General features: G+C 70.2%; 20 protein-coding genes. 6 read left to right on the top strand and 14 right to left on the bottom strand.

What is annotated here, in order from left to right:
* Nucleotides 1–188 precede the first annotated feature (188 nt).
* A complete protein-coding gene (locus FCN18_RS04135; RefSeq protein ID WP_199543122.1) occupies nt 189–935 on the top strand; it encodes an IclR family transcriptional regulator in 747 nt (248 codons plus the stop codon).
* Nucleotides 932–3,778, top strand: a complete 2,847-nt coding sequence (locus FCN18_RS04130; protein ID WP_137093402.1) for an FAD-binding and (Fe-S)-binding domain-containing protein — start codon at nt 932–934, stop codon at nt 3,776–3,778. The genes FCN18_RS04135 and FCN18_RS04130 overlap by 4 nt, the downstream gene beginning before the upstream one ends.
* Nucleotides 3,779–3,893: 115 nt before the next feature.
* Here FCN18_RS04130 and FCN18_RS04125 read toward each other — a convergent pair whose 3' ends face one another.
* The 12 genes from FCN18_RS04125 to FCN18_RS04070 all read right to left on the bottom strand — a co-directional run bounded on the left by FCN18_RS04125 (nt 3,894) and on the right by FCN18_RS04070 (nt 20,154).
* Nucleotides 3,894–5,531, bottom strand: a complete 1,638-nt coding sequence (locus FCN18_RS04125) for a PucR family transcriptional regulator (protein ID WP_137093400.1) — start codon at nt 5,529–5,531, stop codon at nt 3,894–3,896.
* Nucleotides 5,532–5,699: 168 nt separating this feature from the next.
* Nucleotides 5,700–6,728 (bottom strand): glucose-6-phosphate dehydrogenase (coenzyme-F420), encoded by a 1,029-nt coding sequence (gene fgd / locus FCN18_RS04120; protein ID WP_137093398.1) that lies wholly within the window; start codon nt 6,726–6,728, stop codon nt 5,700–5,702.
* An 80-nt stretch (nt 6,729–6,808) separates the two neighbouring features.
* Nucleotides 6,809–8,410, bottom strand: a complete 1,602-nt coding sequence (locus tag FCN18_RS04115; protein WP_137093395.1) for a PucR family transcriptional regulator — start codon at nt 8,408–8,410, stop codon at nt 6,809–6,811.
* Complete coding sequence (locus FCN18_RS04110; protein WP_137093393.1) at nt 8,410–9,774, bottom strand: hydantoinase/oxoprolinase N-terminal domain-containing protein; 1,365 nt, start codon at nt 9,772–9,774, stop codon at nt 8,410–8,412. Before FCN18_RS04110 ends, FCN18_RS04115 begins: the two co-directional genes overlap by 1 nt.
* Nucleotides 9,771–10,859 carry a DUF917 domain-containing protein gene (locus FCN18_RS04105; RefSeq protein WP_112273550.1) on the bottom strand — a complete coding sequence of 363 codons (1,089 nt, stop codon included), beginning with the start codon at nt 10,857–10,859 and terminating at the stop codon, nt 9,771–9,773. The genes FCN18_RS04110 and FCN18_RS04105 overlap by 4 nt, the downstream gene beginning before the upstream one ends.
* Before the next feature lie 9 nt (nt 10,860–10,868).
* Nucleotides 10,869–12,026 carry a M20 family metallopeptidase gene (locus tag FCN18_RS04100; RefSeq protein WP_137093391.1) on the bottom strand — a complete coding sequence of 386 codons (1,158 nt, stop codon included), beginning with the start codon at nt 12,024–12,026 and terminating at the stop codon, nt 10,869–10,871.
* On the bottom strand, nt 12,023–12,961 hold the full coding sequence (locus tag FCN18_RS04095) for a DUF1028 domain-containing protein (RefSeq protein WP_137093389.1): 939 nt from the start codon (nt 12,959–12,961) through the stop codon (nt 12,023–12,025). The genes FCN18_RS04100 and FCN18_RS04095 overlap by 4 nt, the downstream gene beginning before the upstream one ends.
* Nucleotides 12,958–13,779, bottom strand: coding sequence for an alpha/beta fold hydrolase (locus FCN18_RS04090; RefSeq protein WP_137093387.1), 822 nt, complete (start codon nt 13,777–13,779; stop codon nt 12,958–12,960). The genes FCN18_RS04095 and FCN18_RS04090 overlap by 4 nt, the downstream gene beginning before the upstream one ends.
* Entirely contained in the window at nt 13,776–14,225 is a 450-nt protein-coding gene (locus tag FCN18_RS04085; protein WP_112273558.1) for a nuclear transport factor 2 family protein, read from the bottom strand. The genes FCN18_RS04090 and FCN18_RS04085 overlap by 4 nt, the downstream gene beginning before the upstream one ends.
* 11 nt (nt 14,226–14,236) lie before the next feature.
* Nucleotides 14,237–15,244: an LLM class flavin-dependent oxidoreductase gene (locus tag FCN18_RS04080; RefSeq protein WP_112273560.1), complete on the bottom strand. Its 1,008-nt coding sequence runs from the start codon at nt 15,242–15,244 to the stop codon at nt 14,237–14,239.
* A gap of 312 nt (nt 15,245–15,556) precedes the next feature.
* Nucleotides 15,557–16,621: a Glu/Leu/Phe/Val family dehydrogenase gene (locus FCN18_RS04075; protein WP_137093385.1), complete on the bottom strand. Its 1,065-nt coding sequence runs from the start codon at nt 16,619–16,621 to the stop codon at nt 15,557–15,559.
* A 20-nt stretch (nt 16,622–16,641) separates the two neighbouring features.
* Complete coding sequence (locus FCN18_RS04070) at nt 16,642–20,154, bottom strand: indolepyruvate ferredoxin oxidoreductase family protein (RefSeq protein WP_137093382.1); 3,513 nt, start codon at nt 20,152–20,154, stop codon at nt 16,642–16,644.
* A 139-nt stretch (nt 20,155–20,293) separates the two neighbouring features.
* On the opposite strand from FCN18_RS04070, the gene FCN18_RS04065 reads away from it, so the two are divergent.
* The gene (locus FCN18_RS04065; RefSeq protein ID WP_369973613.1) at nt 20,294–20,761 is read left to right on the top strand and encodes an Lrp/AsnC family transcriptional regulator; all 468 of its coding nucleotides are present in this window, start codon (nt 20,294–20,296) and stop codon (nt 20,759–20,761) included.
* 24 nt (nt 20,762–20,785) lie between these two features.
* Here the strand turns inward: FCN18_RS04065 and FCN18_RS04060 are convergent, their stop codons facing one another.
* The gene (locus tag FCN18_RS04060; RefSeq protein ID WP_112273566.1) at nt 20,786–21,487 is read right to left on the bottom strand and encodes an MSMEG_1061 family FMN-dependent PPOX-type flavoprotein; all 702 of its coding nucleotides are present in this window, start codon (nt 21,485–21,487) and stop codon (nt 20,786–20,788) included.
* Between the two features lie 151 nt (nt 21,488–21,638).
* Nucleotides 21,639–22,337: a PDR/VanB family oxidoreductase gene (locus tag FCN18_RS04055; protein WP_228713638.1), complete on the bottom strand. Its 699-nt coding sequence runs from the start codon at nt 22,335–22,337 to the stop codon at nt 21,639–21,641.
* A gap of 395 nt (nt 22,338–22,732) precedes the next feature.
* On the opposite strand from FCN18_RS04055, the gene FCN18_RS04050 reads away from it, so the two are divergent.
* The 3 genes from FCN18_RS04050 (at nt 22,733) to cofC (ending at nt 25,888) form a co-directional block, all read left to right on the top strand.
* Entirely contained in the window at nt 22,733–23,407 is a 675-nt protein-coding gene (locus FCN18_RS04050; protein WP_228713636.1) for a TetR/AcrR family transcriptional regulator C-terminal domain-containing protein, read from the top strand.
* Nucleotides 23,408–23,769: 362 nt separating this feature from the next.
* Complete coding sequence (locus FCN18_RS04045; RefSeq protein ID WP_158303034.1) at nt 23,770–25,254, top strand: APC family permease; 1,485 nt, start codon at nt 23,770–23,772, stop codon at nt 25,252–25,254.
* A gap of 4 nt (nt 25,255–25,258) precedes the next feature.
* Nucleotides 25,259–25,888 carry a 2-phospho-L-lactate guanylyltransferase gene (gene cofC / locus FCN18_RS04040; protein WP_158303033.1) on the top strand — a complete coding sequence of 210 codons (630 nt, stop codon included), beginning with the start codon at nt 25,259–25,261 and terminating at the stop codon, nt 25,886–25,888.
* Nucleotides 25,889–26,050: the final 162 nt, after the last annotated feature.

Below are 26,050 nucleotides of genomic sequence, written 5' to 3'. Positions count from 1 at the left end.
CGAGGCCGCGACGAAACCCGTCAATCAACCGATGCGTATGCCCAGTTCGGTGTTCCATAATGTGGAGTTTGACAATTCGATGGCTTCACTTTTAGCTTCTGCCTGTGACAATGGGACATAAGCCGTTCCATAACATGGAACGGCAGGGTCGCCGGGCAGGTGCGGAAGCGCTGCAGGGATCGCAGAGCGTGCGGCGTGCACTCGATCTGCTCTCGCTCATCGCCGCCTGGGAGCGACGCGGCGGATTGTCGGTGGCCGCCGTGGCCGAGGAGACGGGCCTCGCCAAGTCCACCACTCATCGGTTGCTCTCCGAACTGCTGCGAGCCGGCTACCTCGAGCAAGGTCCCGACCGGCGTTACCGGATCGGCCCCGAGGCCTACGTCGTGGGCGTCGCCGCCGAACCGCGCTACGGCGTCCAGCAACAGTCACTCGCGGCCGCCACGCGGTTGGCGGCGGTCTCGGAAGACGTCGCCTTCGTCTCGATCCGCCGCAGGCACCATCACGTCTGCGTCTATCGCGAGGAGGGCCGATGGCCGATCCGCAGCCACGTGCTCCAGGTCGGCGACCGGCTGCCGCTGGGAGTCGGAGCCGCCGGCCTGGCCTTCCTGGCAGCGATGGAACCGGACGAGGCCGCCGCGATCGTCGAGACCAACGAAGCCGAAATCGAACAGGGATACCGGCCACTGTCCGCCTCGGTGATCCTGGAGCTCGTCGCGGACGCCCGCGAACACGGCGGCGTCGCGATCAACCGCGGGATGGTCGTCGACGACTCCGTCGGCATCAGCAGGGCGGTGCCGGCTCGCACTGGTCAGCCGGTCGTGGCACTGGGCATCGCGACCATCGCATCGCGGATGGAACCCGAACGGGAGAGATGGCTGGAGTCCTTGCTACGCCGGGAAACCGACCACCTCGCCGGACGAAAGAGGAGCCGATGACCCCGACCACCGAGAGCGGGCCTCAGACGCTGGCGTGGCTGCGCGGCGCGGTACGCGATGAGGCCGCGGTCCGCGACCGGCTGACCGACCGCCTCGCCTACGCCCACGACGCGTCACATTTCCGCCTGACACCCCGCGCGGTCGTCATGGCCTCGACCGCCGAAGAAGTGGGCCGCGTGTTCGCCGCGGCCGGCAAGGCCGGTGCACCCGTGGCCTTTCGCTCCGGCGGGACGAGTCTGTCCGGCCAGGCGGGAACCGACGGCATTCTCATCGACACGCGGCGGCATTTCCGCGACATCGAGGTGCTCGACGACGGTGCCCGCGTCCGGGTCGGCCCCGGCGCCACCGTCCGCCAGGTCAACGCGCGGCTGGCCCGGTGGGGCCGCAAACTGGGTCCGGACCCGGCCAGTGAGGTGGCCTGCACGATCGGCGGCGTCGTCGCCAACAACTCCAGCGGGATGGCGTGCGGCACCTGGGCGAACAGCTACGCCACCCTGGAATCCCTCAGTCTGGTGCTACCCAGCGGCACGGAGTTGGACACCGGGGCGCCCGACGCCGACGAACAGCTGCGGGCCGGAGAACCTGAGCTTCACGCCGGCCTGCTGCGGCTCCGTGATCGGCTTCGCGGCGACTCCGTGCTCCGAGACCGGGTCACGCGGCAGTTCTCCATGAAGAACACGATGGGCTACGGGCTGAACTCCTTCCTCGACCACGACAGCGCGAGCGACATCCTCGCCCACCTGGTGGTCGGCAGCGAAGGGACGCTCGCGTTCGTGTCGTCGATCGTCCTTCGCACGGTCCCCCTGCTCGGGCACGCCCGAACCGGGCTGCTCGTGTTCGACGACCTGGCTGCCGCCACCGCGGCGTTGCCCGAACTCGTGGCGACCGGGCCGGCCACCGTCGAACTGCTCGACGCCACCTCTCTCCGCGTCGGCCAGAACGCCGACCGCGCCGACGCGACGCTCAAGGCCCTCGCGGTCGAGCGGCACGCGGCCCTGCTCGTCGAGTACCAGGCTGATACGGCCGCCGAAGCCGACGGTCTCGTCGACGCCGCCGGGCGAACGCTAGAGCTGATCCCGACCGTCGTGCCGGCGGCCCTGTCGGCCGACCCCGCACAACGCGCTGCGCACTGGCACGTACGCAAGGGGCTCTACGCGATGGTGGCCGAAGCGCGGCCCGCCGGGACGACCGCACTGCTGGAGGACATCGTCGTGCCGGTCCCCGAGCTCCTGCCGACCTGTGAGGCGCTGACCGCGTTGTTCGACCGGCACGGATACCGCGACAGCGTGATCTTCGGGCACGCGAAGGACGGCAACATCCACTTCATGCTGACCGAGCGGCTGGGCGACGGCGTTCCGCTCGACCGGTTCGCCCGGTTCACCGACGACATGGTCGACCTCGTTCTCGGACGAGGTGGCTCGCTGAAGGCCGAGCACGGGACGGGACGCATGATGGCGCCGTTCGTCCGCCGCCAGTACGGCGACGAGCTCTACGACATGATGCGCGAGGTCAAGCGCCTGTGCGATCCGCGAGGGCTGCTCAACCCAGGTGTCGTGCTCTCCGACGACGCCGGCGCACACCTGCGGGCACTGAAGTCGTCGCCGCCCGTTGAGGAGGAAGTCGACCGGTGCGTCGAATGCGGGTTCTGCGAACCCGTCTGCCCCAGCCGTGACCTGACCACCACGCCGCGCCAGCGCATCGTGCTGCGCCGCGAGATCGAGAGCGCCCGCCGCGAAGGCGACCGGGCGACGTACGAGTCGCTGGTGGCCGAGTACGACTACGACGCGACACAGACCTGCGCCGTGGACGGGATGTGTCAGACCACCTGCCCCGTCACGATCAACACCGGCGACCTCGTCCGACGGTTGCGCGCCGAGCAGACCGGGCGAGTCGCGGACACCGCTTGGTCCGTGGCGGCTCGTCACTGGGACCTCGCCACACGGACGGCCGCCCGAGCACTCGACGCCGCGGCCCGCCTGCCCCTGCCCCTGGTCACCAAGGCCAACCACGCCGCCCGTGTCCTCGCCGGAACCGACACGGTGCCGCTGTGGTCGCCCGAACTGCCCGAGGGCGGCCAACGCCGTCGCGTCGAGCGTGACCGGGGCCGATCGCCATCGGCCATCCTGTTCTCCTCGTGCACCGGCACGATGTTCGGCACCACCGGGCTCGGCTCGGCCGAGGCGCTGCGACGCCTGTGCGAACGCGCCGGGATCACCGTCGGCACCCCGCACGACCTGCCCGCACTGTGCTGCGGCACCCCATGGAAATCGAAGGGACTCACGCGCGGCTACGACACGATGGCCGACAAGGTGCTCCCCGCACTCTGGGACGCGACACGGCAGGGCGAGCTTCCCGTTGTGTCCGATGCCGCGTCCTGCACCGAAGGCCTGCGCCACATGGTCGGCACCGGCGACGAGCCATACCGGCGACTTCGGGTCGTCGACGCCGTCGAGTTCACCGCCACCACGCTCATGCCCCTCCTCACCGTCACGGCCAAGGCCGACTCCGTCGCACTGCACCCCACCTGCTCGGCGACGAGGCTGGGCATCGACACCCACCTGTACTCAGTCGCCGCCGCGGTGTCCGGAAACGTCGTCGTGCCGGACGAGTGGAACTGCTGCGGCTTCGCGGGCGACCGGGGACTACTCCATCCCGAACTCACAGCGTCGGCGACCGCCCGGCAGGCGGCGGAACTGACGAGCAACGCCGAGCAGTCCGGCGGTCACGACGCCCACGTCTCCTGTAACCGAACCTGCGAGCTCGGCATGACCCGCGCCACCGGCCACACCTACGAACACCTCGTCGAACTCGTCGAGCGAGCCACCCGACCCCGACCGCAGTGAAGGCCACCATGCCTGCGCCCGCCCGTCTCCCACCGCCACCCAAGCGGAGGCGCTGCGCGCCGCTGTGTCGATTCGACGCAGTGAAGGTGGCCTTCACTGCAGTTGGGCGACGGGCTCACCAGCCTCCACGGAGGACGAGGAGCCGCACCTGCAACTCGAGGGTGAATCGCTGGACGGCGTCGTCGAGGTCGACTCCGCAGAGCTGCTCGATGCGCTGCAGCCGATAGCGGAACGTGTTCCTGTGCACGCGCAGGGCAGCGGCCGCGCGCGTGGCGTCACAACCGGCGTCGAACCAGCTCAGCAGTGTGTCCAGGTACTCGGCACTACGGGGCGACTCGTCGCGGCGTAGCACATCGAGCGCGCCGTTCAGCAGCCCCGGATACTCGGTGGCCAGGCCGGCCAGCTCGGCGATCACCACATGTGGCCGCAGTCCCGACAGGTCGGCGGTGACCGCCGACGGACGCGCGGCGAGCACCGCCACCGCTTGCTTGAGCAGCCGGCATTCGGCACGGGCGTCATCCCCCGTGGCCAATGCCTGGCTGACACAGGCCACCAGCGGCGCCCCGACCGGCGTCGCGGCGCGCTGACGCAGTCGCTCCGCGAACACGGAAGGGCCAGGCCCTGGCGAATGTGGGATCAGCACGTAGGCCACGGTGTCGAGGACCGCGGTGGCCGCACTGGGATCCAGCATCCGCGCGCAGCGCGCCAGCAACCGTTCGACGTCAGGGGTGAGGCCGCGAGCCGGGCTCGTTGCCCTTGTCTCGCCGTCGCCGTGCGCACCCAGGCTTATCAGACACCAGCGTGCGGCGGCGGGCCGGCCGAGTCGCTCGGTCAGCGCCTCCAGCGAGCCCCGTCCGGTCAGCAGTCCGCGCAGCAGCTCGGCCCGGACCAGGTCCTCGTCGTCAGGCCCGGCCTGCTCGTCGAGGAACCACGCGGCCGCGGCAGCCGCCACCTCGCCGACCACGCGCGGGGCGCAGTCGGGAGTGTCGGGGCCTGGCGTCACGACCACGTGGCCGGCGACGAGGTCGCCGACCAGGATCGGCGCGACCAGCCGGGGACCTGCCCCTGCCACCTCGATTCGCGAGACGTTCCGCCCGCTCCCAGCGAGGACGAGCCGCTCCCTCAGCACTTTCGGGGCGCGCCGGGCCAGGATCGTCTCGCTGGTCAGATCGTCCACTGTGTCCCCACAGGCGAACGCGAGCACGCGCAGTCCGGCGTCGGTGAGCACGACCGCGCCGTCGAGCGCGAGCGCCGCGCCCTCGGCGAGCTCGTAGAGTCCGCTGGCGGTGGGTGTCGCGCCCCGCACGCCGAACCCGGCGGCGGACACGAGGGAACGGGCAAGCGCCCCGATCTCCTCCCAGCTGACCCCATCGGCGACCGCCAGCACCGGCACCCCCGCCCGGCCCGCCGCCAGTTCGACGTCGAACTCTCGCGGAAGGCAGCCGCTCCGCACCACGACCGCGGCGGACTCAGCCGCGCTCGCCTCCGCCAGAACCTCGGCGAGCTCGTCGCCGGTCGGGTGGGACGAGACCACCAGCAGCAGCTGATGCCGGCCCGGCGCCCTGGCCGGGTCCCAGATCGTGACCCCGGCCAGCGGCCGATCGATTCCCGTGGCCGGGGCCACCACCATGAGCCAGCCACGGCGGGCACCGATGAGCTGCCTCAGCCGCACCGCCCCCTTCGCACCGGCCAGATACGGCGGAGGGCCCTCGGCGACAGCCGGTTCGCTCGCCACGTTGTCCACGACCGTCATCGAGCCACCTCACCTTCCCTGCGGCAGGACCGGAAACCGCGATGGAGCAAGGGTAGGTACCGCATCCGACGACGTCAGTGGGCGCAGAGCACCGTGACGATGCCTCGACCGTGCGCTGAGCAACGGGTGAACGGTGCCGTAACAGCCCGCGACGACACCGGTCGTGGTTCAGCCGAGGGCTCGCAGCCGGGGCAGCAGGTCCTTCCCGGCCAGTTCCAGGAACCGGGCCTGGTCACCGCCGGGGGCATGCAGCACCAGGTCGGTGAAACCGGCGTTCACATAAGGACGAACCCGCTCGACGACCTCCTCCGGATCGGTGGAGACGATCCACCGGCCGGCAACCTGCTCGATCGGCAGCTCGTCGGCAACGTTCTCCATGTCGACGGGGTCGGAGATGCCGTGCTTCTGTTCGGGGGTCAGCGACAGCGGGGCCCAGAACCTCGTGTTCTCGGTGGCGGCCCGCGGATCGGTGTCATAGGACAGCTTGATCTCGATCGAGCGCACCACGTCACCGGGCTTGCGGCCGGCCTGCCCGGCACCGGAGTCCACCGCGGGCTGCAGCTTCTCCGTGTAGAGGTCCATGCCCTTGCCGCTGGTGCAGATGAAGCCGTCAGCCACCCTCCCCGCGTACTTCGCCACGAGCGGTCCACCCGCCGCCACGTAGATCGGGACGGGCAGTGGCGGCCGGTCGTAGACCGTCGCGTTCTCGGTGCGGTAGTAGTCCCCTTCGAAGGTCACCCGTTCCTCCGTCCACAACCGACGGATCAGCTCGACGGCCTCGCGCAGCCGCGCGAACCGTTCCCGAAACTCCGGCCACTCGAGCTTCGCGACCGCGACCTCGTTGAGCGCCTCGCCCGTGCCGAGGCCCAGCACGACTCGCCCCGGATACAGGGCGCCGAGTGTCCCGAAGGCCTGAGCCACCACGGCGGGGTTGTAGCGGAACGTCGCGGTCAGCACGCTGGTGCCCAGCCGGACCCGCTGTGTGCGCTCCCCCACCGCGGCGAGCCAGGCCATCGAGAACGGCGCGTGCCCGCCCCGGTGCCGCCACGGCTGGTAATGGTCGCTGACCATGACCGAGTCGAACCCTCGTTGTTCGGCCAGCACGGCCAGCTCGACCAGCTCGCGCGGGCCGAACTGCTCCGCCGATGCCTTGTAGCCCACCGTGATGTGCGCGTTGGCGCCGTCTGTCGTGTTCATATCCGGGAGTCAACCGGCCGGCTGGGGCCGGGTCATCGTGCTCGGTGGCCGAAAGCGAGCCGCGCGCGCTGTGCGCCTCGTCAGGCCGGGTCCTCCCATTGGACGTCGACGGCACGCGCCGCCAGGTGCACGGCAAGCCGGTCGTCGGGGTCGTCGAGGTCCGCGGGCAGCAGCTGGGTGACGCGGTCCATGCGCTGCATCACGGTGTTGCGATGGACCCCGAGCAGGTCCCCCGCGGCTTTGGCCGAGGACTGGCAGTCCAGGTAGCACCGCAGAGTCCGCACGAGCTCCCCGGACGGATCGGCGTCCTGGAGCGGAGCGAGCAGGTCGGCCGCGGCGCCGCGCAGCGGGGCCGAGCCGTACCAGCCCGCGAGCAGCCTCCTGGCGCTGACGGCGTCGATGTGCTCGACGGCGGCGGGGCGGCGGGTCGTGCGAGCGAGCAGCACAGCCTGCCGCGCCTGGTCGGCGGACCGGCCGATACCCGCCGTACCCGCGTGGGCACCGCCGACCCCGGCGCACAGCCGCAGCCCTGGATGCTCGGCCTCCACCGCGGCGAGCGCCGTGTTGACTCGCTTGGTCAACGGTCCCGGGTCCGCGGCGTCGGCCTCCGCCTCGGCCGTGGACCAGAACACCCACCCCTCGGCGCGTTCCACGAGGGTCACGGTCACGCCGCGCTCGGCAAGTTGTTCCTCCAGCTCGGCTCCGAGCGCCGAGAGCCGGACCGCGGAGGGAGCGTGGGAGACCTGCACCTGCACGGCGGTGTGCCAGCCGGCAAGGCGCCAGCCAAGGGCGGTGGCCCGCTCGACCGTGCGGCGGCCAGGGTCGTCGGGTTGTTCGAGGATCTCGTTGAGCAACAGTGACCGCCGCCGGTGCTCCCTTTCCACCCTCACGGCGTCCCCCGCCACATGAACGGCGAAGGACAGTGCCGCGATCGCCACCGCCCGCCGGATCGGTTCGAGCAGCACCCCCGCCGCAGAACCGGGCAGGCGCACCGCGATCCAGTAGACCGCGAGCCCCGCGGGGTCGACCTGCACCGGTTGCAGCAGCACGTCCGCTTCGCCCGCGCGGACCGTCACGGCGACCGGGTGCGGGCCGCCCAGCTCCTCAGCGGTCGGGCACGTTCCGAGCAGTGCGTGCACCTCCGGATCGCCCGCCACGAACCGGGATTCCGCGTCGATGAGCGCGACGGGCTCTCCGAGCGTCGCCGAGAGCGAGGAGGTGAGCGCGTTCGCGTTGGCGGGCGGGCGCTGGAACCGGCGGGCCGCGTCGCCCAGCACCCTCAGTCCCGCGATCTCCGGCGCCCGGACGTACGGATCGAAAGCGGCCACCACGCCGGCCGGGGCGATGTCGTCGACTCCGATGAGTGGCAGGGCGAACCGGTCCGCGAGGCGGCGGGTGACCAGCGGAACCTGACGCGGGGTCCTGGCTGCGATGATGCCCGACAGCCCCGCGCTGCCGGCCAGCCGGATCGCGATGTCCATCGCCAGATCGTCGAGGGTGAGCTGCTCGCGGCCGAACACCACGACGCTGCCCGCGGCGAGCTCGGAGATCTCGTGGATGGTGGAGCCGACGACGACCACCCGGACGGGCCGCCGCAGCCCAGCCTCACCACCGAGCACCTCGTAGCGCTTCAGCAGGCCGAGATCCAGTAGTTGCCCGAGGTTGACGGACGGCGACGCCATCACGGCTCCACCGCCGCCACATCGGCCGATTCCAGCAACGGTCCGACGGCTGTCACCTGTAGGCGCGCGGCCGGCACCGGAACGTACGTCATCAGCGCCTCCCTCACCGGCGTCTCCCGCAGCTTCCGTGGATCCGCGCCCGCGCGCAACGCGGCGTCCAACGCCAGCATGCGTGCGCGGGTCACCGAGTCCTGCCCACCACCCGTTCCCTGCCAGAAGATCCGGTCGACGGAGCCCGCCGCCTCCGCGACCGCGGCGCCGACCGCGGCGGCGAGATCGCCGTCCCCGGGTCTGATCGCCGCGATGCCCGAGGGGTCGGGGACCTCCTCCGCGCGCTCGCCGACGACCACGACCGGCAGTTCGTCCCGCCCTCCTCGCGCACGGGCGATGGCCGCGAGCACCTTTCCGGTGAACCCGGCGTCGCGCCGGTGGATCACGGTCAGCCTGGGCGCCCGCAGGCCGGTCCGGATGCCGTCGATCTCCCGCTGTAGTCCCGAATCCGGCAGCAGGCCGCCGAGCGTGGTCCCGACCACCGCCCGGCCGGCAGTCGCCTCGACGACGATCGCCGACGGCACTCCTGCCAGCCGCGCCGCCCCGTGGAGCAGCCCGCCGAGCGCGGCCCCCCGCCATGCCGTCGCGTGCCGGTACGCGTCGAGCGAGGGCAGGACCGTGCCATCCCCTCGGACGAGGTACAACGCCGCGTCAGGGGCGTGAACCCGGACCGCCGCGCTCAGCTCGTCGATGCGCACGCGGGCGGCGCTGACCAGTGCCGCGTCCAGTACCGCGGTGTTCTCTCGCTCCAGCAGCCCGAGCGCCTCCGTCTCGGCGCCGCGCATCACGGGAACGTCCGGCCCGAGTTCATCGGCGATCACCGCAGCGGCCAGCTGCTCGTGCTCGGGATTCTCCAGCGCGTTGACTCCGGTGAGCGCGATCGCGTCGACCTTTCCCGCGCACGTCCGCGCGAACTCCGCCACCGCGGGCACATCCAGCGGCGCCGAGACCCGGCCGTCGTACTCGTGTCCACCACGCACCATCGCCACCGGTCCGGCGAGAGCTGCCCGCTCCGCCGTCCAACCGGCCAGCGGCGGCACAGCGGTCGCGGCGGGTGCGCCGACGCGCAAGACGCCGACACGTGCCCGTTGGGCCGACTCGGCGAGCGTGAGGTCCGGCAGGACCGCCACCACCCGGTCCGTTGGTGCCATGCCGGGACCGCGGCGAAACAACGCGTCGAGCACGCGCGCGGGCGGGTCGCCTCGCCGCCCGCGGTGGACGGCGACGAGCCGGCCTCCCGAGTCGACGGCCACCGCGCGAGCTCGGACTCCGTCGACACCCACCCGCAGCCTGGTTCTCGCCGGGGTCGTCATCGTGGACCAGCCGCGGTCAGGTCGCCCGTGCCGTCGAACCGAACCGGATCGACGGCGTAGCCGAACGCGCGCGGTCCCACCATGTCCAGGCCCTCCGGCGTGTGCCAGCGGTCATCGACGGGGCCTGCGATGACATGGACCTCTTGACCGAGTGCGAGATCGGTGGTCTGCAACAGGCTGCCCGTCTCGGCGTCCGCCAGGGAGATCAGGTCCGGCACGGTCGCCAGCACCGTGCCAGACCTGCTGACGATCAGGTTCTCGTTCTGGAAGTCGATCCGTGCGAAGCCTTCAGGCGTGTTCAGGGAGACGACACCACGCGGCCAGCCGTCGGTGGAATGCTGCACGAGCTCAGCCACCGTTGCCGTGCACAGCATGCGGCCGCCGCAGGCGCGCAGGAACGGGGCATACCCAGCTTCGCTTCCCGGCGAGACGGCGCCGAGCGCGGCCCCGATCCTGGCGCAGTCACTGATGGATCCGTCGACTCCCAGACGGGCGCAGGCCCCCGCTGTCACCTCGTAGGCGCTGGCCAGCGCCACCAGCCCGAGGCCGGGCATGACAGCCCGAAGCAGCTCGCCGAGCACGGCGCCGTCACCACTGCTGAACTCCACCAGGGCACCGGTACAGCCGACGAGGGTGATCGGCGGCACCGGATGCCCCGACAATCTCAGTAGCGTCATGTCGATCGAGGGAAGCGTCCGCCGCATCAGGTCGGCGTCCAGGCAGGGCAGACCGAGCCGGGCCGCGACCGCCAGCGGGACGGCCACGTTGGCGCTGCCGAGCTGCACCGGAAGTACCGCGGCGCATTCCCGCCCGGCCCTGGCCTCCACCGCCGCACGCAGAGCCTCCGCCTCGTGGACGCCGTGCGCCTTCTCCAGCAGGGCGTACGGCGCGCCCGCGGACACCACGGGCAGCACGAGAGCGTCGGGGGCGAGCGATCCGGCCTGCACGAGCGGGACGGGCCCGTACTGGCGGACGGCAGCCGTCAGCAACTGCCGGCCCAGGTGCGGTTCACCGCCGCCCCCGCTGCCGAAATGCACGGCCCCGCGCACGATGTCGTCGATCGCGCTCTCGGCCACCTGCTCCATCCGGGAACCCTAACCGCCCCCGCGGAAGGTCGCGTACAACCTGGCGAAGGTGCGCGCCGCGGTGGCCAGCTCGGCGACCGAGACGTGCTCGTCGGCGGCGTGTGCCACGGTCATCGAGCCGGGCCCGTACACGACGGCCGGGATGCCGAGCTGGTTGCGGAGGAACCGCGCGTCCGTCCCCAGGTACAACCCGCGGACCGGGGCCTGACCTGCCGCCTTCCGCACCTCGGACACGAACGGGTGCCCCGCGTCCAGCTCCGACCCCTCGGCGAACGCGAGCACCTCGATGTCGTAGTCGAAGTCGCCCGCGGTGTCGATCGCCTCTGTCAGGGTTCGCAACGCTTCCTCGCGCGTCTGGCCGGGCAGGACCCTGCGATCCACCCGCAGCCGGCACTCGGAGGCCACGATGTTCGCCGCGGTTCCGCCGCGAACGGTCCCGACGTTGCAGGTGGGCGAGCCGAGCAGCGGATGCGCCGGTGCGCCGAAGTCGACCAGGTGCAACGCGGAAACGATCCGCGCCGCGTCGGCCACCGCGGAGTGCCCGGCGGCGGGATCACTGCCGTGCGCGGCCCTCCCGCGCACGACGATCTCCACGAGCAGCGAGCCCCGCTCGGCCACACACACCCGCAGCTCGCTGGGCTCGGGAACCACGGCGGCATCGGCACGCACGAGCCCCGCGGCCACCAGTGCCTCGGTCCCCACCAGGCTGCCGGTCTCCTCGTCGGCGACGAGGTGGAACACGAGGCTCGACGGGGGAACCACCCCGGCGTCACGACAGGCCCGCACGCCCTCCAACGCCGCGGCGATCCCCCCTTTCATGTCGCAGGCTCCCCTGCCGTAGAGCAGCCCATCGCGCACCTGCCCGGCGAACGGCGGCACCGACCATTCCGTCTCGACCACGGGAACCACGTCGACATGCCCGTTGATCAGCAGAGTGGGGCTATCGCCGGAACCGATGCGGGCCAGCACAGACGGCCTGCCCGGCGCCGGTTCCACGAGCTCGACCTCGGCGCCCAGCTCCCGCAGCACCGCCCGCAGCGGCTCGACGACCGGCCGTTCGTCCCCCGGCGGATTGCGGGTGTCGCACCGGATGAGCTCGGCCGCCAGCTCGGTCACCCGGGCGCCGTCGACGGCCCCCGCGGCTGCCGCGGCCGCCGAGGCGCTCATGCCCGATCCCCTGCACCGGAGGTGAGCCCCGCCAGCGCCTTGTCGTCGAGGAAGCCCAGCGGCGCGAGCCCCTCGGCGAAGCGCAGCAGCGCGGGCCGGAACGCGACGACCTCGGCGAAAAGGGCGGCAGCCTCCTCGAACCGCCCGGCGCGGGCCAGCAGCACCGCGCGCCAGAAGTCGGCTTCGCGGTTCTCCGGTCCGATGACCTCGGCCGCGTTCGCGAGCTCGCGCAGCCGGTCCTCCAGCTCGTCCGGTCCGACCCCCTCGAAGGGGCCGAGTGCCAGGCCCCGCGCGAACATCACCCCGCCGACGGCGCCGAACGCGCGCGCACGGGGCAGCAGCCGGGACAGCTCGGCGAGCGGGTCCGCGTGGTCGTCGACCCGCAGATCCACGAGCACCTCGTTCCACGGCGTCGGGCTGCGCCTGCCCGACACCACCAGCAACGCTGCCGACTGCGAACCGCGCACGTCACCTCCCCGGGCCTCCGCGGCGTGCAGCCCGGCCAGTATCCGGTCGGCGAGGTCACCCTCCGCGGACTCGAACGCCGCCAGCGCGGCACGGCACACCTCCGGGCCGGCGAGCATGTTGCCCTGCACGGTCACCTGCTCGCCCTGGGCGCTGCCGACATGCGGCGCACAGGAAGCGCCCGTGTGGACGCCGACCCGGCCCCGCGCGTCGACCACACCGAGCTGGCGATAGGCCGAGTCCGGGTCTCCCTCCACCAGAACGTCCACAGTGGTGGGAGCGGAAGCCCCCGCCCGCAACAGCTCCAGCCCATGCGGCCCGTGACCCACGTTCACGAAGGCCTGGGTGGCGACCGCGCCGACACCCGCCTCCGCCCAGGGCAGCAATGCGCCGACACCGAAGAAGTGGGTCTGCGTGCCGACGCCGAGCGCCCCGGTGGCGGGGTCCCGAGCGACGATCGAGTAGGTCACGAGGCCGCTCCCGCGACCGCCGCGATGTTTCCTCGCAGGATCTCCACCACGCGGGCTGGCTCCTCCAACATCGGCAGATGACCGACCCCCACCAGCGTCGTCACGGTGCCGCCGGTGGTCTCGGCCAGCTCTCGCGACATCTCCGGTGGACAGGTGACGTCCTCGGTGCCCGCCACCGCGACCACGGGGATACCGGTGGCGGCGACCTTGCCGGCGAGATGCCGGATGTCGGCCCCGAAGGCTCCATGGAGGATCTCGGCGACCACCGCTTCCGAACGAGTTCCGACCGCCTCCTCCATCACCTCCCGCACCCGAGCGGACCCCCGGTGAGCGGAGCCCACGACCTGCGGGACGAGGTCGGCGAAGTAGCCGGCGGTTCCCTTGGCCCGCAGCTCGGCGACCATCGCGTCGATCTGCTCGGCGGGCACCCCGGTGCCGAGCGTCGAGCCGAACGTCGTCACGCTGAGCACCCGCTGCGGGTACAGCGCGGCCAGCGCCACGGAGATCGTGCCGCCGAGCGAACCGCCGCCCAGATGCACCCGGTCCAGCCCGAGGCCTTCGAGCACCGCGAGTACGTCCGGCACGTACCCCTCCTCGACGGTGAACGGTCCCTCCGCCACCGAGCCGCCGTGCCCGCGAAGGTCGAGGGCCACGACGGGCCGATCGATGCGAGCGGCGACATCGGTCCAGACCACTGCGGCGGAGTTGATGGGATGGATGAGGACGAGCGGATCGCCGTGCCGGGCGTCGGTGGTGCGCAACACCGAGAGCCGGCCCGCCTGCCCGTCGACGCTGAGGCTTTCCAGCGCCATCGTCATTCGGTCCCGTACTTCGGCATCACCTTGTCGGCGACGCTGGCGTGCATGTGCCAGATCCGCCACTCCGGCTTCCCGTTGCCGTCGTCGCGCCGGTAGAACTCGGTCGCCCGGAACGGCGTCTGGGCCGGCTCCGACAGCCCGCCATCGGGGGTCGGCAGCACCATCTCCGCCACACCCTCGGCCGTCAGCAGCGCCACGTCGCCGAAGATCTGCACGTCGGGGTCGGCGACGTCCTTGATCGCGGTGATGTTCACGCCCAGCTTCTGCGCGTTCACCCACAGCCGGTGCTTGTCCATCACACCGTGGTAGGTGTGGCCGTTGGTGTTGAACTGGTGGTAGCCGTCCCCGGACGGGAAGTACGGCAACATCGCGTCGGCGACCAGCCCGACGTTCGACTCGTACCAGCCCCGGTGAACGGCAAGGATCTGTTCGAGGTCAGTGCTCATGTCGTGCCCTTTCAGTAGATGAACTCACTGGTCAGCTCGCCGACGGCGGCGAGGGTCTCGTCCGCTCCCTCGGCGACCACGGTGGCGATGGAGACGTTGTCCGCACCGGCGTCGAGGTACTCCTTGAGGCGGGACCGCGCCGCCTCCTGGTCACCGACGACGCCGAAGATGTCGAGCCACTCGTCCGGCATCTCAGCGGCGACGACCTCTGGGCCGCCGCGGGAGAGCATGTCCGCGAGCTGCTCGTTGGCGCCGACGGCGCCGAACAACGGCGTGGGGCCGGTCGCGGCGAGATAGAAGGCCAGCACCGGCCTGAGCGCGTCCCTCGCGGCGGCCACCTGGCTCGGGTCCCTCGTGACGTTGGCGGCGGCCAGCACGCTGATCGTGATGCGTTCGGTGCGCCCGGCGGCAGCGGCGGCGGCGTCCAGTTTCTGCCGCGCGGCACGCACGTACTCCACCGGCGCGAGCGCGCTGACCAGCAGTCCGTCCGCGAGGCGTCCGGTCAGCTCCAGGCCCTTGTCCCCGAGCACGCCCGTGAACAGCGGCACGGGCTCGGGGACCGGGTGCGTGAGCGCGACCTGCCGGAAGGTGGCGAACCGCCCGGTTTCGTCCACCGTCTCCCCCTTGAGCAACGCTCTGACACCGGTCAGCGTTTCGCGCAGGGCGCTCATCGGGGACTTCTGGGTCAGCCCCATCTGCGCCGTCCACCCGGGAACACCGTGTCCGATGCCGGGGATCAGCCTGCCGGGGTAGGCGCGCGCAAGCGTCCCGATCTCCATGGCGAGCAGGGCCGGATGCCGGACCACCGAGGAGACGACTCCGATACCCACCGGAATCCGCGTCGTGGCGCCGAGAGCGATCGCGGCGCCGGCGACCCCGCCAAGGAAGAAGTAGTCCTCCGGGAGCCACAACTCGCCGTACCCGGCGGACTCCGCGTCCGCGGCGAGCTTGCCGATCTGTTCTGGCGGGGTGGTGCTGCCTAGCAACACTCCCAGCCGGCTGCGGAGGGGGTAGGTCATGAGAAAGACTCCTGTCGTGTGGGCGGCCTGCCGGGTCCTCTCGTCGGGCCTGCCCCAACGTTAGGAACCAGCCCCGTTCCTTCGCTTCGGCCACGACGACGAACCCGCGAACAGACCACTGTGCACGGTGCACGCGTGGCAGATGCGGCGCAGAACACCGGTCGGCGCCGTCCGGCACGCAGCGACGCCGGGACGACCGCGTGGGGAGGCGCCGGCGAGAATGGGGAGTTCGATGGATCGACGGCCGCCGTCGTGGCACCGAGCCGACGTCGGTGCCGAACAGGGCGAGCGCGGCGCTGAGGTCGCGGGCCGCTACGCCGCCTTGCGCAAGCGCCGCTCGGCGATCCGGAGCGCGGCCTGGCCGGGGGTGACGGCGTCCGCGGCCGCCGTCCGGAGGATCTCGTCCACGAACCCGGTCAGCTTCCCGATACGCGTCCGGGCCTGGCCGAGCGTGCCGCCTGCGCGCTCGACGGCAACCTGGACAAGGCCTCCGGCATTCGCCACGTAGTCGGGAACCCAGACGATGCCGCGAGCGGCCAACCGGAACTCGACGCCGGGGTCGGCGAGCTGGTTGTTCGCGGCGCCGCAGACGATCCGTGCGGTGATGGCCTCGGCAGAGCTGGGCGACAGCGTGGCTCCGAGCGCGCACGGCGCGTACACGTCGACGTCCGCGTCGAGCACGGACTCGGTGTGCGTGATCCCGGGGTGCCTCTCGAGCAGCCGCGTCCGTACCTCGCCGTTCGGTTCGCTGAACAGCACGGAGGCACCGTCGTCGAGCAGGAGGCCGATCAGGTGTGAACCGACCTTGCCCGCTCCCTCGACACCGACGCGGACGCCGCCGAGATCGTCTTGTCCCGTCGAGTACGCGACGGCCGCGCGCAGGCTCGCGAAAACGCCGTACGCGGTGGAGTATCCGCTGTCCCCCAGCCCGCCCGCCGTCTCGGTGCGGGCGACGACATGCCGGGTGGTCCCGCTGATCACGTCCATGTCCTGCGACGTCGTCCCGACATCACACGCCGTGATGTAGCGGCCGCCGAGGGAGTCGACGAACCGGCCGTAGGCCTCGAGCAGCCGAGGGGTCTTGACGGTCGCTGGATCGCCGATGATGACCGCCTTGCCGCCGCCAAGGTCGAGGCCTGCCACCGCCGCCTTGTACGTCATCCCCTCGCTGAGCCTGCGAGCGTCCTCCAGTGCGCTCTCTACGTCGGGATAGGACCGGAACCGGGTCCCGCCCAGTGCCGGGCCGAGCGTGGTGTCGTGGATGGCGACGATGGCGCGCAGCCCCGTCCGCTGGTCGTGGCAGTAGCGGATCTCCTCGTGGCTGGCGGACTCGATCGACGTGATCGACATGCCTTCGTGGGATGTCGTGGCTGTCATGAAGGTCTCCGTGGGTGCTCTCAGGGCTGTTCCCGTTCGGTTCCGGCGGGTGTGCCGGCCGCGATCCGGCTCAGCAGGGCCGCCGCGCGTTCACGGAACACGGCGACGTTGCGCAGCTTGATCTCCTCGTAGCCGCGGACGACATCGGGCAGCTCCGCGAGTTCGACGACGAGGTCGATGTTGTGTTCGTCGAGATAGGACAGTGCCTGGCCCATCAGCTGCCGGTACTCCTCGATCAGGCGGCGCTCCACCCGGCGGACACGGGCGTAGCCGAACGGGTCCAGCCGCGTGCCGCGAAGCCTGCGACCAGCGCGCAGCGCGCGGAACGCGGGGCCGGACGTGCGGGTGAGACGGATCTTGCGGTTGACGCCGAGTGCGCGCAGAACCGGCGGGTGCAGGAGCACCGAGACCTTGGCGTCGGGACCGAACTCGGCATCGCGGCGCGCTTTCTCCACGCCGTCGAGATGCAGCCGGGCGACCTCGTACTCGTCCTTGTACGCCAGCAACTTGTGCAGGCCCCGCGCGTAGGCCAGGCCGATCCGCTCTCCGGCCTGTGGTCCGGCCACCCGCGTCGCCTGCTTCAGCACCCGGTCCACCTCGTCGGCATAGCGGCGGGCGAGGGCACGGTCCTGATAACCGGTCAGGTCGGCGACCCGGCTCGCGAGGGCGTCCGCCAGCTCGCCGCGTGCCGCCGTCGTGTGCTCGACGATCGCCTTCGAGGCGGCGTCGACCTCGACGGTCGCCCGCGCTGACGGCGTGAGGACGGCGGCCACCGCCTCGGCGTCGAGGACTGCGGCCCGGCCCCAGCGGAAGGCCGCGAGCGTTTTCTCCACCCCGGCGCCGTTGAGGCGGATGGCCTGCTCGATCGCCTCGGCGGCGATCGGGATGCACCCGTGCTGATACGCGGCGCCGATGAGCAACATGTTCGTGGGCATGTGGTCTCCGAACAGGAGTTCCGCCAGCCGCTGTGCGTCCAGGTAAAGGTTCCGCTCGTGACGGGTCGCTTCGGCGATGCGCTGCACGGCGTCGTCCGGTGAGCCGGGCAGCGCCACCCGGTTGGTGACCATCGCCGCCGTCGGCACCAGCGACGTGCTCACCACCGCGATCGTGCGGTCCGGGCACGCGGTGGCGAGGTTGCTCTCGTCGGCGACGCCGAGCAGGTCCAGTCCCAGCAGGACGTCGACCGTGCCGCGGGCCGCGCGAACGGACCCGCGAATGGGTTCCTTGGCGATCCGCACGTCCGACACCACCGGTCCGCCCTTCTGCGCCAGGCCGGTCTGGTCGAGCCCGGCGGCGAACTGGCCGTCGAGGTGGGCCGCCATCTGCAGGATCTGGGACACCGTCACCACGCCGGTGCCGCCGATTCCGGGCATGCGAATCAGCACGCCTTCCCCGCCGAACCGCTGCTCGGGCTCGACGAGACGTATCGGCAGCTCGGGCACCGCGCGCGACACGGGACTCCGGGGCTCGACGAGCAGGAACGAGGGGCAATCGCCTTTCAGGCAGGAGAAGTCGGAGTTGCACGAGGCTTGATGAATGCGGGTCTTGCGGCCGAACTCGGTCTCGACGGGCTGGACCGACAGGCAGGTCGACACGTCGCCGCAGTCACCGCAGCCCTCGCAGACCCGTTCGTTGATCACCACCTTCTCCGCGGGCGTGGGCAGCTGGCCGCGTTTGCGCAGCCGCCGTTCCTCCGCCGCGCACCGGTCGTCGTGGATCAGCACGGTGACACCGTCGACGTCGGCGAGCTCACGTTCGGCGGCGGCGAACTCGTCGCGGTGGCGGACGGTCGCGATGGGGTCGAGCCGGACGCCGCGGTAGCGGGCGGGGTCGTCTGTCGTCACGACTACGCGACGTACCCCCTCGGCGGCCAGCAACCGGGTGAGCTCGGGAACGGCGAGCCTGCCCTCGGCGCGCTGGCCGCCGGTCATCGCGACGGCATCGTTGTAGAGCAGCTTGTAGGTGATCGTGACTCCGGCCGCGACCGCCGCGCGGATCGCCAGGGAACCCGAGTGGTGGAACGTGCCGTCACCGAGATTCTGCACGAAATGCCGGTCGTCGGTGAACGGCGCCAGCCCGATCCACTGCGCGCCCTCACCGCCCATCTGGGTCAACCCGATCTGGTGGCCACGTCCACTCTGGTCGAGGGCGATCATCGTGTGGCAGCCGATGCCGACGCCGACCAGCGTGTCATCGTCGGTGCGCGTGGACGTGTTGTGCGGGCAGCCCGAACAGAAGTAGGGCGTGCGCGCCGTCGAGACGGTCGGCAGCGCGATGCGCGCGCGTCGCCGGCGCATCGCGGCCAGGCGGGACTGTGCACTCGGGGGGAGCCCGTCCGGTCCCGCGACGGTGGTGATGCGCGTGCTCAAGGCCCGTGCCACGTCCTCGGCGCCGAGGGTTCCCCGCGCGGACAGCAGGGGCCGGTCACGCTCGTCACGGCGCCCGACGACGCGCGGCGCGTCCGGCCGCCGGTACAACGCGTCCTTGAGATGACCTTCCAGGAACGGCGTCTTGTCCTCGACGACCAGCACCTCCTCCAGCCCGGAGGTCAGCTCGGCCAGCGCGCCGGCGTCGACCGGGAACGGCATCGCCAGCCGGATCAGCCGCACACCGAGCGCCTCCAGCTCGGCCTCGCCCAGCCCCAGGTCGTCGAGGGCACGCTGGACGACGGCGTATCCCGTGCCCGAGGCCAGAATCCCAAGGCGGGCTCGCCGAGCGGAGAACGTGACCTGGTTGAGCCCCGTTTCCCTGGCGTACGCCCGGGCGAGGTCGAGCCGGCGGGTGAGCATGTCGTGCTCCGCGTCCAACGATGCGGGGCCCACCAGCGTCGGTGGGGCACCCCGGTCGGCTTGCGGCGGGTGAGGAATTCCGTGCCGCAGTGCGTCGACGCTGATGGTGGCGGACGCGTCGGCGACATCGGCGACGATCTTCAGTCCGCTCCACAGGCCGGTCGCACGCGACATCGCGACGGCATGCAGGCCCAGCTCGATGATCTCCGGGACCGTACCCGGCGCCAGCAGAGGCATGGAAAGGCTCTGCGCCATCGGCTCGCACGAGCTCGGCACGGTCGAGGACTTGCTCGCCGGGTCGTCGCCGATCCACGCCACCGCACCACCGAACGCGGCCGTGCCGGCGACGTTGCCATGCCGGATGGCATCAGCCGCGCGGTCGAGGCCCGGGTTCTTGCCGTACCAGAAACCGGTGACGCCGTCATGCCGCCGACCGGGCAGCTGCCCGAGAAGCTGGGTTCCGGCAACGGCGGTCGCGGCGAGTTCCTCGTTGACCCCTGGACGGAACACGACACCGGCCGGCTCCAGGAACCGCTTCGCGCGTCCCATTTCCAGGTCCACTCCGCCCAGAGGTGACCCCTGGTATCCGGAAACGAACACACGAGTGTTCAGGCCCCGCGCCTCGTCGAGCCGTCGTTGTTCGAGTGTCAGCCGGATCAGGGCCTGGACCCCGGAGAGCAGGACCCGGCCGTCGTCGGCGACGTACTTGTCGTCGAGGCTCACATCAGTGCGCGCAGTGCTCACTTCGGGCTCCGTCCTCACGCCGTGGTGGTGGTCGACCGATCACACCCGGAGGAGCCGCGTGACACAAGCAATCAGCCATTGATCAGGCACAGGACGCAAAGAAATTGACCAGAAGCGACTTATCGCCGAGACTCTTTGCATGGCTGGCGGCAAGATGAGCGACGCGATGGTCGAGGTGGACGACGCCGACCGGCAGCTACTGAAGCTGCTGCAGGAGGACGGGCGCCGGAGCTACTCCGAGATGGCGCCGATGCTGGGGCTGTCGGTCGCCGCCGTCAAGCGGCGCGTCGACCGGCTCCGCGAGAACGGCGTCATCACGGGCTTCACGGTGCAGATCGACCACGCCAAGCTCGGCATGGGTGTGGAGGCGTTCACCGAGGTGCGCTATGTCGGCACGACCAAGGTCACCGAGATCGTCGCGACCACGGCGAAGATGCCCGAGGTGCAAGCCATTCACACCATCGCCGGTGATCCTGACGCCCTGATCCAGGTCCGTGTGCGCGACATCGCGCACCTGCAGGAGGTGATCGACACCTTGCGCCGCACAGGGACCGTCACCGGCACGAAGACCTTGATGGTCCTTGGCTCCTGGGTGAGGCGGGGCTGAGCGCTCACCCAGTCGCGAGGAGCACTAGTACAGGTGATGCTTGTAGTGCTCGTCGATGACGTCGTAAAGGCCGCCGGCGACGAGGTCGCCGAGGTTCTCCGCCATCTTCCGGGCGTTCTCTGCGATGGTCAGGGTGTAGAAGTCCCCGCCCAACGTCACCGCGTCGGCCAGTCCCCGCTGGTCACCTTCCCAGAGCTTCGACCGGATGACCGCCTTGCCGCATTGGCCGAACACCTCGCGAATGCGGACGACCGTCGCCAGCACAGCTGGTTTCCCGTCCGCGCCGAGCATGTCGAGCAGGTCCGGGTCATCGGTGATGAACGCGTCACCGTTGACCCGGATCACCTCTCGGAGACCGGGAACGAAGAACACGAGGCCGACCGCTGGATTGTGGGTGATGTTCTCGAAGGTCTCGGCAAGCTTGTTTCCGGGCCGATCAGGTATCGCGAGCGTCCACTCGTCCAGAATCCTGACCGAGCCGGGAGGATCCCCCTTCGGGCTCGCATCGAGCCACCCGTCGGCTCCCACAGTGGCCATGCAGAAGAACGGGCTGTGGGCGATGAACCGAGCCGTGAACTCACCCAGCTTCGGTTCCTTCTTTTCCGCGATGAACCGCTCCGGATACCCGATCACCTCGCGGACTCGCTCCATGGTGATCGGCGAATACGAGTCAGCCGCGGTACGGGCCGGGCTCGGCGGGCCCTCAGGGATGTGGACTGTCTTCATCTCTGTTCTCCTCGCACTGCTCCGATTGGCGAGAGCAAAATGGACAAGAGCATCCAGTGTCCTCCGCCGGAAGTCTGTTGCTTGAGTCGGTGGATCCAGGTTTCCGCTGGCAAGGCGCCGGTTCGTCCTGGCGAACTTCCGGCGGGGGGCACTAGAGGTCGAGCACGAGCCGCGGTGTCCGTGCACGGGACACACAGATGAACATCCGATCACCGGCGGCGCGATCGCTCTCGGAAAGAATCTCGTCGCGATGATCGGGCACGCCGTCGAGCACGGCGGTGTCGCAGGAGCCACAGAGCCCGGATCGGCACGAGGCCGCCGACCGGATTCCCGCCTCCTCCAGAGCATTGAGGATGCTCCGGCCGGCCGGCACCTCGACAGTCCTGCCCGAGGCCGCACACACCACCTCGAAGGGCGTGTCCTCCGAGCGCACGCGCGGACGTGACTTGAAGCGTTCGACGTGCACGGAGCCCGCGGGCCAATGCGCGGTGGCCTCGTTCAGAGCGGAGATCAGCGACTCGGGGCCGCAGGCGAAGATCTCCAGCTCCGGCCGGACCTGCGCGACAACCTCGGTCAGTGGAATGCGACCCACCGTGTCCGCAGGAAAGACGCGCACGCGTGGACCGTACTCACGAAGTTCTTCCAGGAAGGGCATCGAGTCCGCGGTATGACCGCCGTACAGCAGTTGCCAATCCGCGCCCCAGGACTGGGCTTGACGCACCATGGGCAGAATAGGCGTGATCCCGATACCGCCGGCGATGAACAGATACGACCCGGCTCGCCGGAAGCCGAAGTTGCTCCGTGGCCCTTTGAGCAGTAGCGGCTGACCTGGGCGCAGGAAAGCGTGCACGTACTCCGATCCACCGCGACTGGTTCGTTCTCGCCGGACACCCAGCTGATAGCAGGATGGGTCATCGACTGGGCCGCACAAGGAATACTGCCGCTCGATCCCCGTCGGCAGAATGAGATCGACGTGCGCTCCCGGTTCCCACCGGGGAAGCCGCTCCCCCGTTCGCGACCGGAGCTGCAGTGAGACCACGCCTTCCGCCTCCCACCGGAGCTGGGAAGCCACAACTTCCAGCGGGGAGGAGGCCGGCGATTGCCGCTTGGGTGTTCCAGCTGTCAGTTCGCTGAGCTGCGTCATTAGAGGCTCGCTTCGTTAACAGTGTTACTGGATAGGCCGGGAAGTGTAGTGATAACATCGTTAACGTGTCAACGGAGGCAACGCGCCGCGCGCGAGACGGGGTGGCCGCGATTCGCGCGGACCAGGTCGTGCAGGAGGCCCTGGAGCTGGTCGACGCTGGCGGCCTGGAGTCACTCACGATGCGCCGACTGGCCACCAGCCTCGGTGCGCACCTTCCGACGATCTATCGGCTTTTCGACAACAAGGACGCACTCATCGATGAGATGGCCGAGGCGATCCTCGGGAGGGCCTTGTCGAACGCCCACACTGACAACGCCGATTGGATTGGCCGGGTCAGAAGCCTCGCCGCAGGCCTCCGGGCGGCCTTGCTCTCGCAGCGCGACGGTGCTCGCATCGTCGGAGGCAACTACGCCGCAAAGCGAAACAACCTGACGTACATCGACACCCTCGTCGGTTGTATGCAGGACGCCGGTTTCGCTCGCGAACGCGCACTGTGGGCCACGAGTTCGGTCTTCTGCTTCGTACTGGGCGAGGCTCTCGAACAGCAGGGGGCCTCCGGTGGTGAGGTAGGTACCCTCGCGGAGGTCCTCCGCGCTGATGAACATCCGCATCTCCAGGCCAGCCCGGCTGAGCGCCTGCTCGACTTCGACGGGCGATTCGCCTTCGGACTGGAGCTCCTGCTCGAGGGCATGCGCTCACAGCTGGAGGCTGAAGGCGTGTCGAGGAAGAAGACCGCGGGCGCCAGGGACCGCGGGCGGGTGCGCACGCGGCGATAGTCCACCTTGGAGCGCCGGTGCCCGAGTGAGGCCCCGCGCTCGGTGGAGCGTCCTTCTTCGCCTCGGCTGCCCTGACCTGTCCGGTGACGGACGATCAGGAGTGGTCGATGGATCATCCCGGCCGGGAGCGACCGCGTGTGCTCGGTGCACAAAAGCGGGTCCTCGCGGTTTGGCGAATCGGTCGATGCGCGATCAGTCTCGCAGGCCATATGTTCACAACCGCGCCGGCATCGCATGGACAGGTTGACAGACGGACCCCGGGCCGGGCCAATGCAGTCGCACCAGCACGGAACCAAGGTCGGATTCTCGCCCTTCTCGAAGACATGACCCGGGCCCGGGTCCGGTGCGTGGCGGGAATTCCGGTGCTGAACCCCAGCGTGTTTCAAGCCAACGGAGGCGAGCACATGCGACCCGATCCCCCGACGAGCGAAAAGCTCGATCCGCCCTCGTCCGCAGAGAAAACCGCTTCGCTTGAACGCGGCGCGATCGGCGCGACGGGTGTGGCGATCATGGTGCTGGCGGGCGCAGCGCCGCTCACCAGCCTCAGCTCCAATATCGCGCTGAGCCTCGGCTTTGGCGTCGGCCAGAGCACCGTACTCGTGATCGTTCTCATCGCCGTGGTGTTGACGCTCTTCGCCACCGCGTACACCGCGCTGAGCCGAACCGTGGTCAATGCGGGAGCGTTGTATGCCTATATCGCGCACGGACTCGGTCGTACGATCGGGGCGAGTGGTGCCATTATCGCCACCATCCTGTACAACGTCGCCGCCGCCGCATTCGCCGCCCTCGGCGGGCACTTCCTCGGGATCGGCCTTGCGACATACGCAGGCATCGACCTGCCGTGGTGGATCTACACTCTGCTCATCCTGATGTTGGTCGCGGCGCTCTCCCTTCGCGGGATCGCCAGCCTGGCCCGATTCACCAGTATCATCTGCGCCGCGCAGTTCGCTCTCTTCGCCGTACTGGTGGTGGCGGTTCTCGTGCAGAATCCTGGCGGGTTCTCGTTCGACGTTCTGTCACCCGCGGCCCTCTCGAACGACGGGGTCTATCTCTCCATTGCCCTGCTGGTCCTGATCTTCACCGGCTTCGAGTCAGCGGCGGCGTACGGGGAGGAAGGGAAGAAGCCACGGCAGATGGTGTCCCGAGCGACCTACCTCGTGCTCTTCGCCCTCACGTTCGCCTACGCCGCAGGCACCTGGGCCGTCACAGCCGCGGTCGACGATGTCGGGGCTGCCGCTCGCGCCAACCCCGACACGCTCCTCGGCACGGTGTTCGTGACCTACCTCGGAGACTGGTCAGGTCCGGTTCTCTACTTCGTTGTCACGGCGAGTCTCGTCGGTGCGGCGATTTCCATGCACGCCGTCGCGACACGGTACCTGTTCTCGCTCGGCCGCTCTTCCCTGCTTCCGGATTCCCTGTCTCGGGCCTACGGACCGAGAAACCTGCCTCGCGTGAGCATCTGCACGCAGATCGCATTGACCATGTTGGTCCTCGCGCCGTTCGCACTGACCGGCACGTCGGTGTTCGCGGGGCTTCTGCCCGCGGTCGCCGGGCACAACTCTCTCGGCATCGTGCTGCTGATGACAGCGGTCTGCGTCAGCGTGATCGTCGCCGCTGCCAGGGGACGACTGAACGGCTCGTTGTGGGCGACCCGGATCGCACCGGCGATAGCCGGCCTGGCACTGGCAGGCTGCGAGGTACTGATCATTCTCAATTTCAGCAGCGTTACGGGAACCGAAGACCCATGGATCAACTTCCTGCCGCTTCTGCTCGTCGCCGGAGCGGCCTACGGCGCCTGGAAACAGCGCACTCTCGGGAAAGCCGCCGATGCAGCACCATCGAGGTGACGGCATGTGGAACGTGGTCGTACCGCTTAAGGAGCTGAACAGCGCGAAAAGCCGGTTGCGCCGAGGTGGACTCGACGCGAGGACCTACGCGCGGGCCTTCGCGCTCGACACGGTGGCCGCCATCAGGGGATGCGCGAGCGTCGGCGAGATCGTCGTCGTCACCGACGACAGGGAGATACGGCGCGCGCTCCGCCGGTTCGGCTGTCACTTCTGCGCTCAAGGTCCCCTTCCGGGTCTCAACACAGCGATTCGCGTCGGCCGGGACCATCTTCGACGCCTGTTCGGCGCCGATCCGTGCGCCGCACTCGTGGGCGATCTGCCCGCGTTGCGATCAGCGGAGCTCGACGACGCACTTCGCATCGCCGTAGACACCGGCGGACAAGCTTTCGTCACCGACACGTCCGGAACCGGGACGACCCTCCTTGCCGCAGCGGACCCCGTCCTGCTGAACCCCGCCTTTGGAAGGGGTTCAGCAGGGCTGCACGAGAAAGCTGGCGCAGTGCGGCTGGCCGGCGAGTACCCGACGCTCAGCCTCGACGTCGACACTCCCGCCGGGCTCGAGTCGGCCGCCGCGTACGGCCTCGGCGTGCACACCACCCGACTGCGGCAGCGAACGCCCGCCACCCCACGATGAGCACGGCACACCCACCCTCTTGACGACGCGAAAGGCCCACTTCGTGCGCACCGCACCGCAGGGCAGCCCGTGCCCGAGCCCGAAACCGTCAGCCTCCGCGCTGCGTCGCGCGCTCAAGCGTGCCGTGGATGGTGTTGCTCTTGATGTGACCGAGTCGGCGGT

This window comes from Prauserella endophytica (genome assembly GCF_005146945.1).
Taxonomy (GTDB): domain Bacteria; phylum Actinomycetota; class Actinomycetes; order Mycobacteriales; family Pseudonocardiaceae; genus Prauserella_A; species Prauserella_A endophytica.
This window is presented reverse-complemented; position numbering and strand designations above follow the sequence as displayed.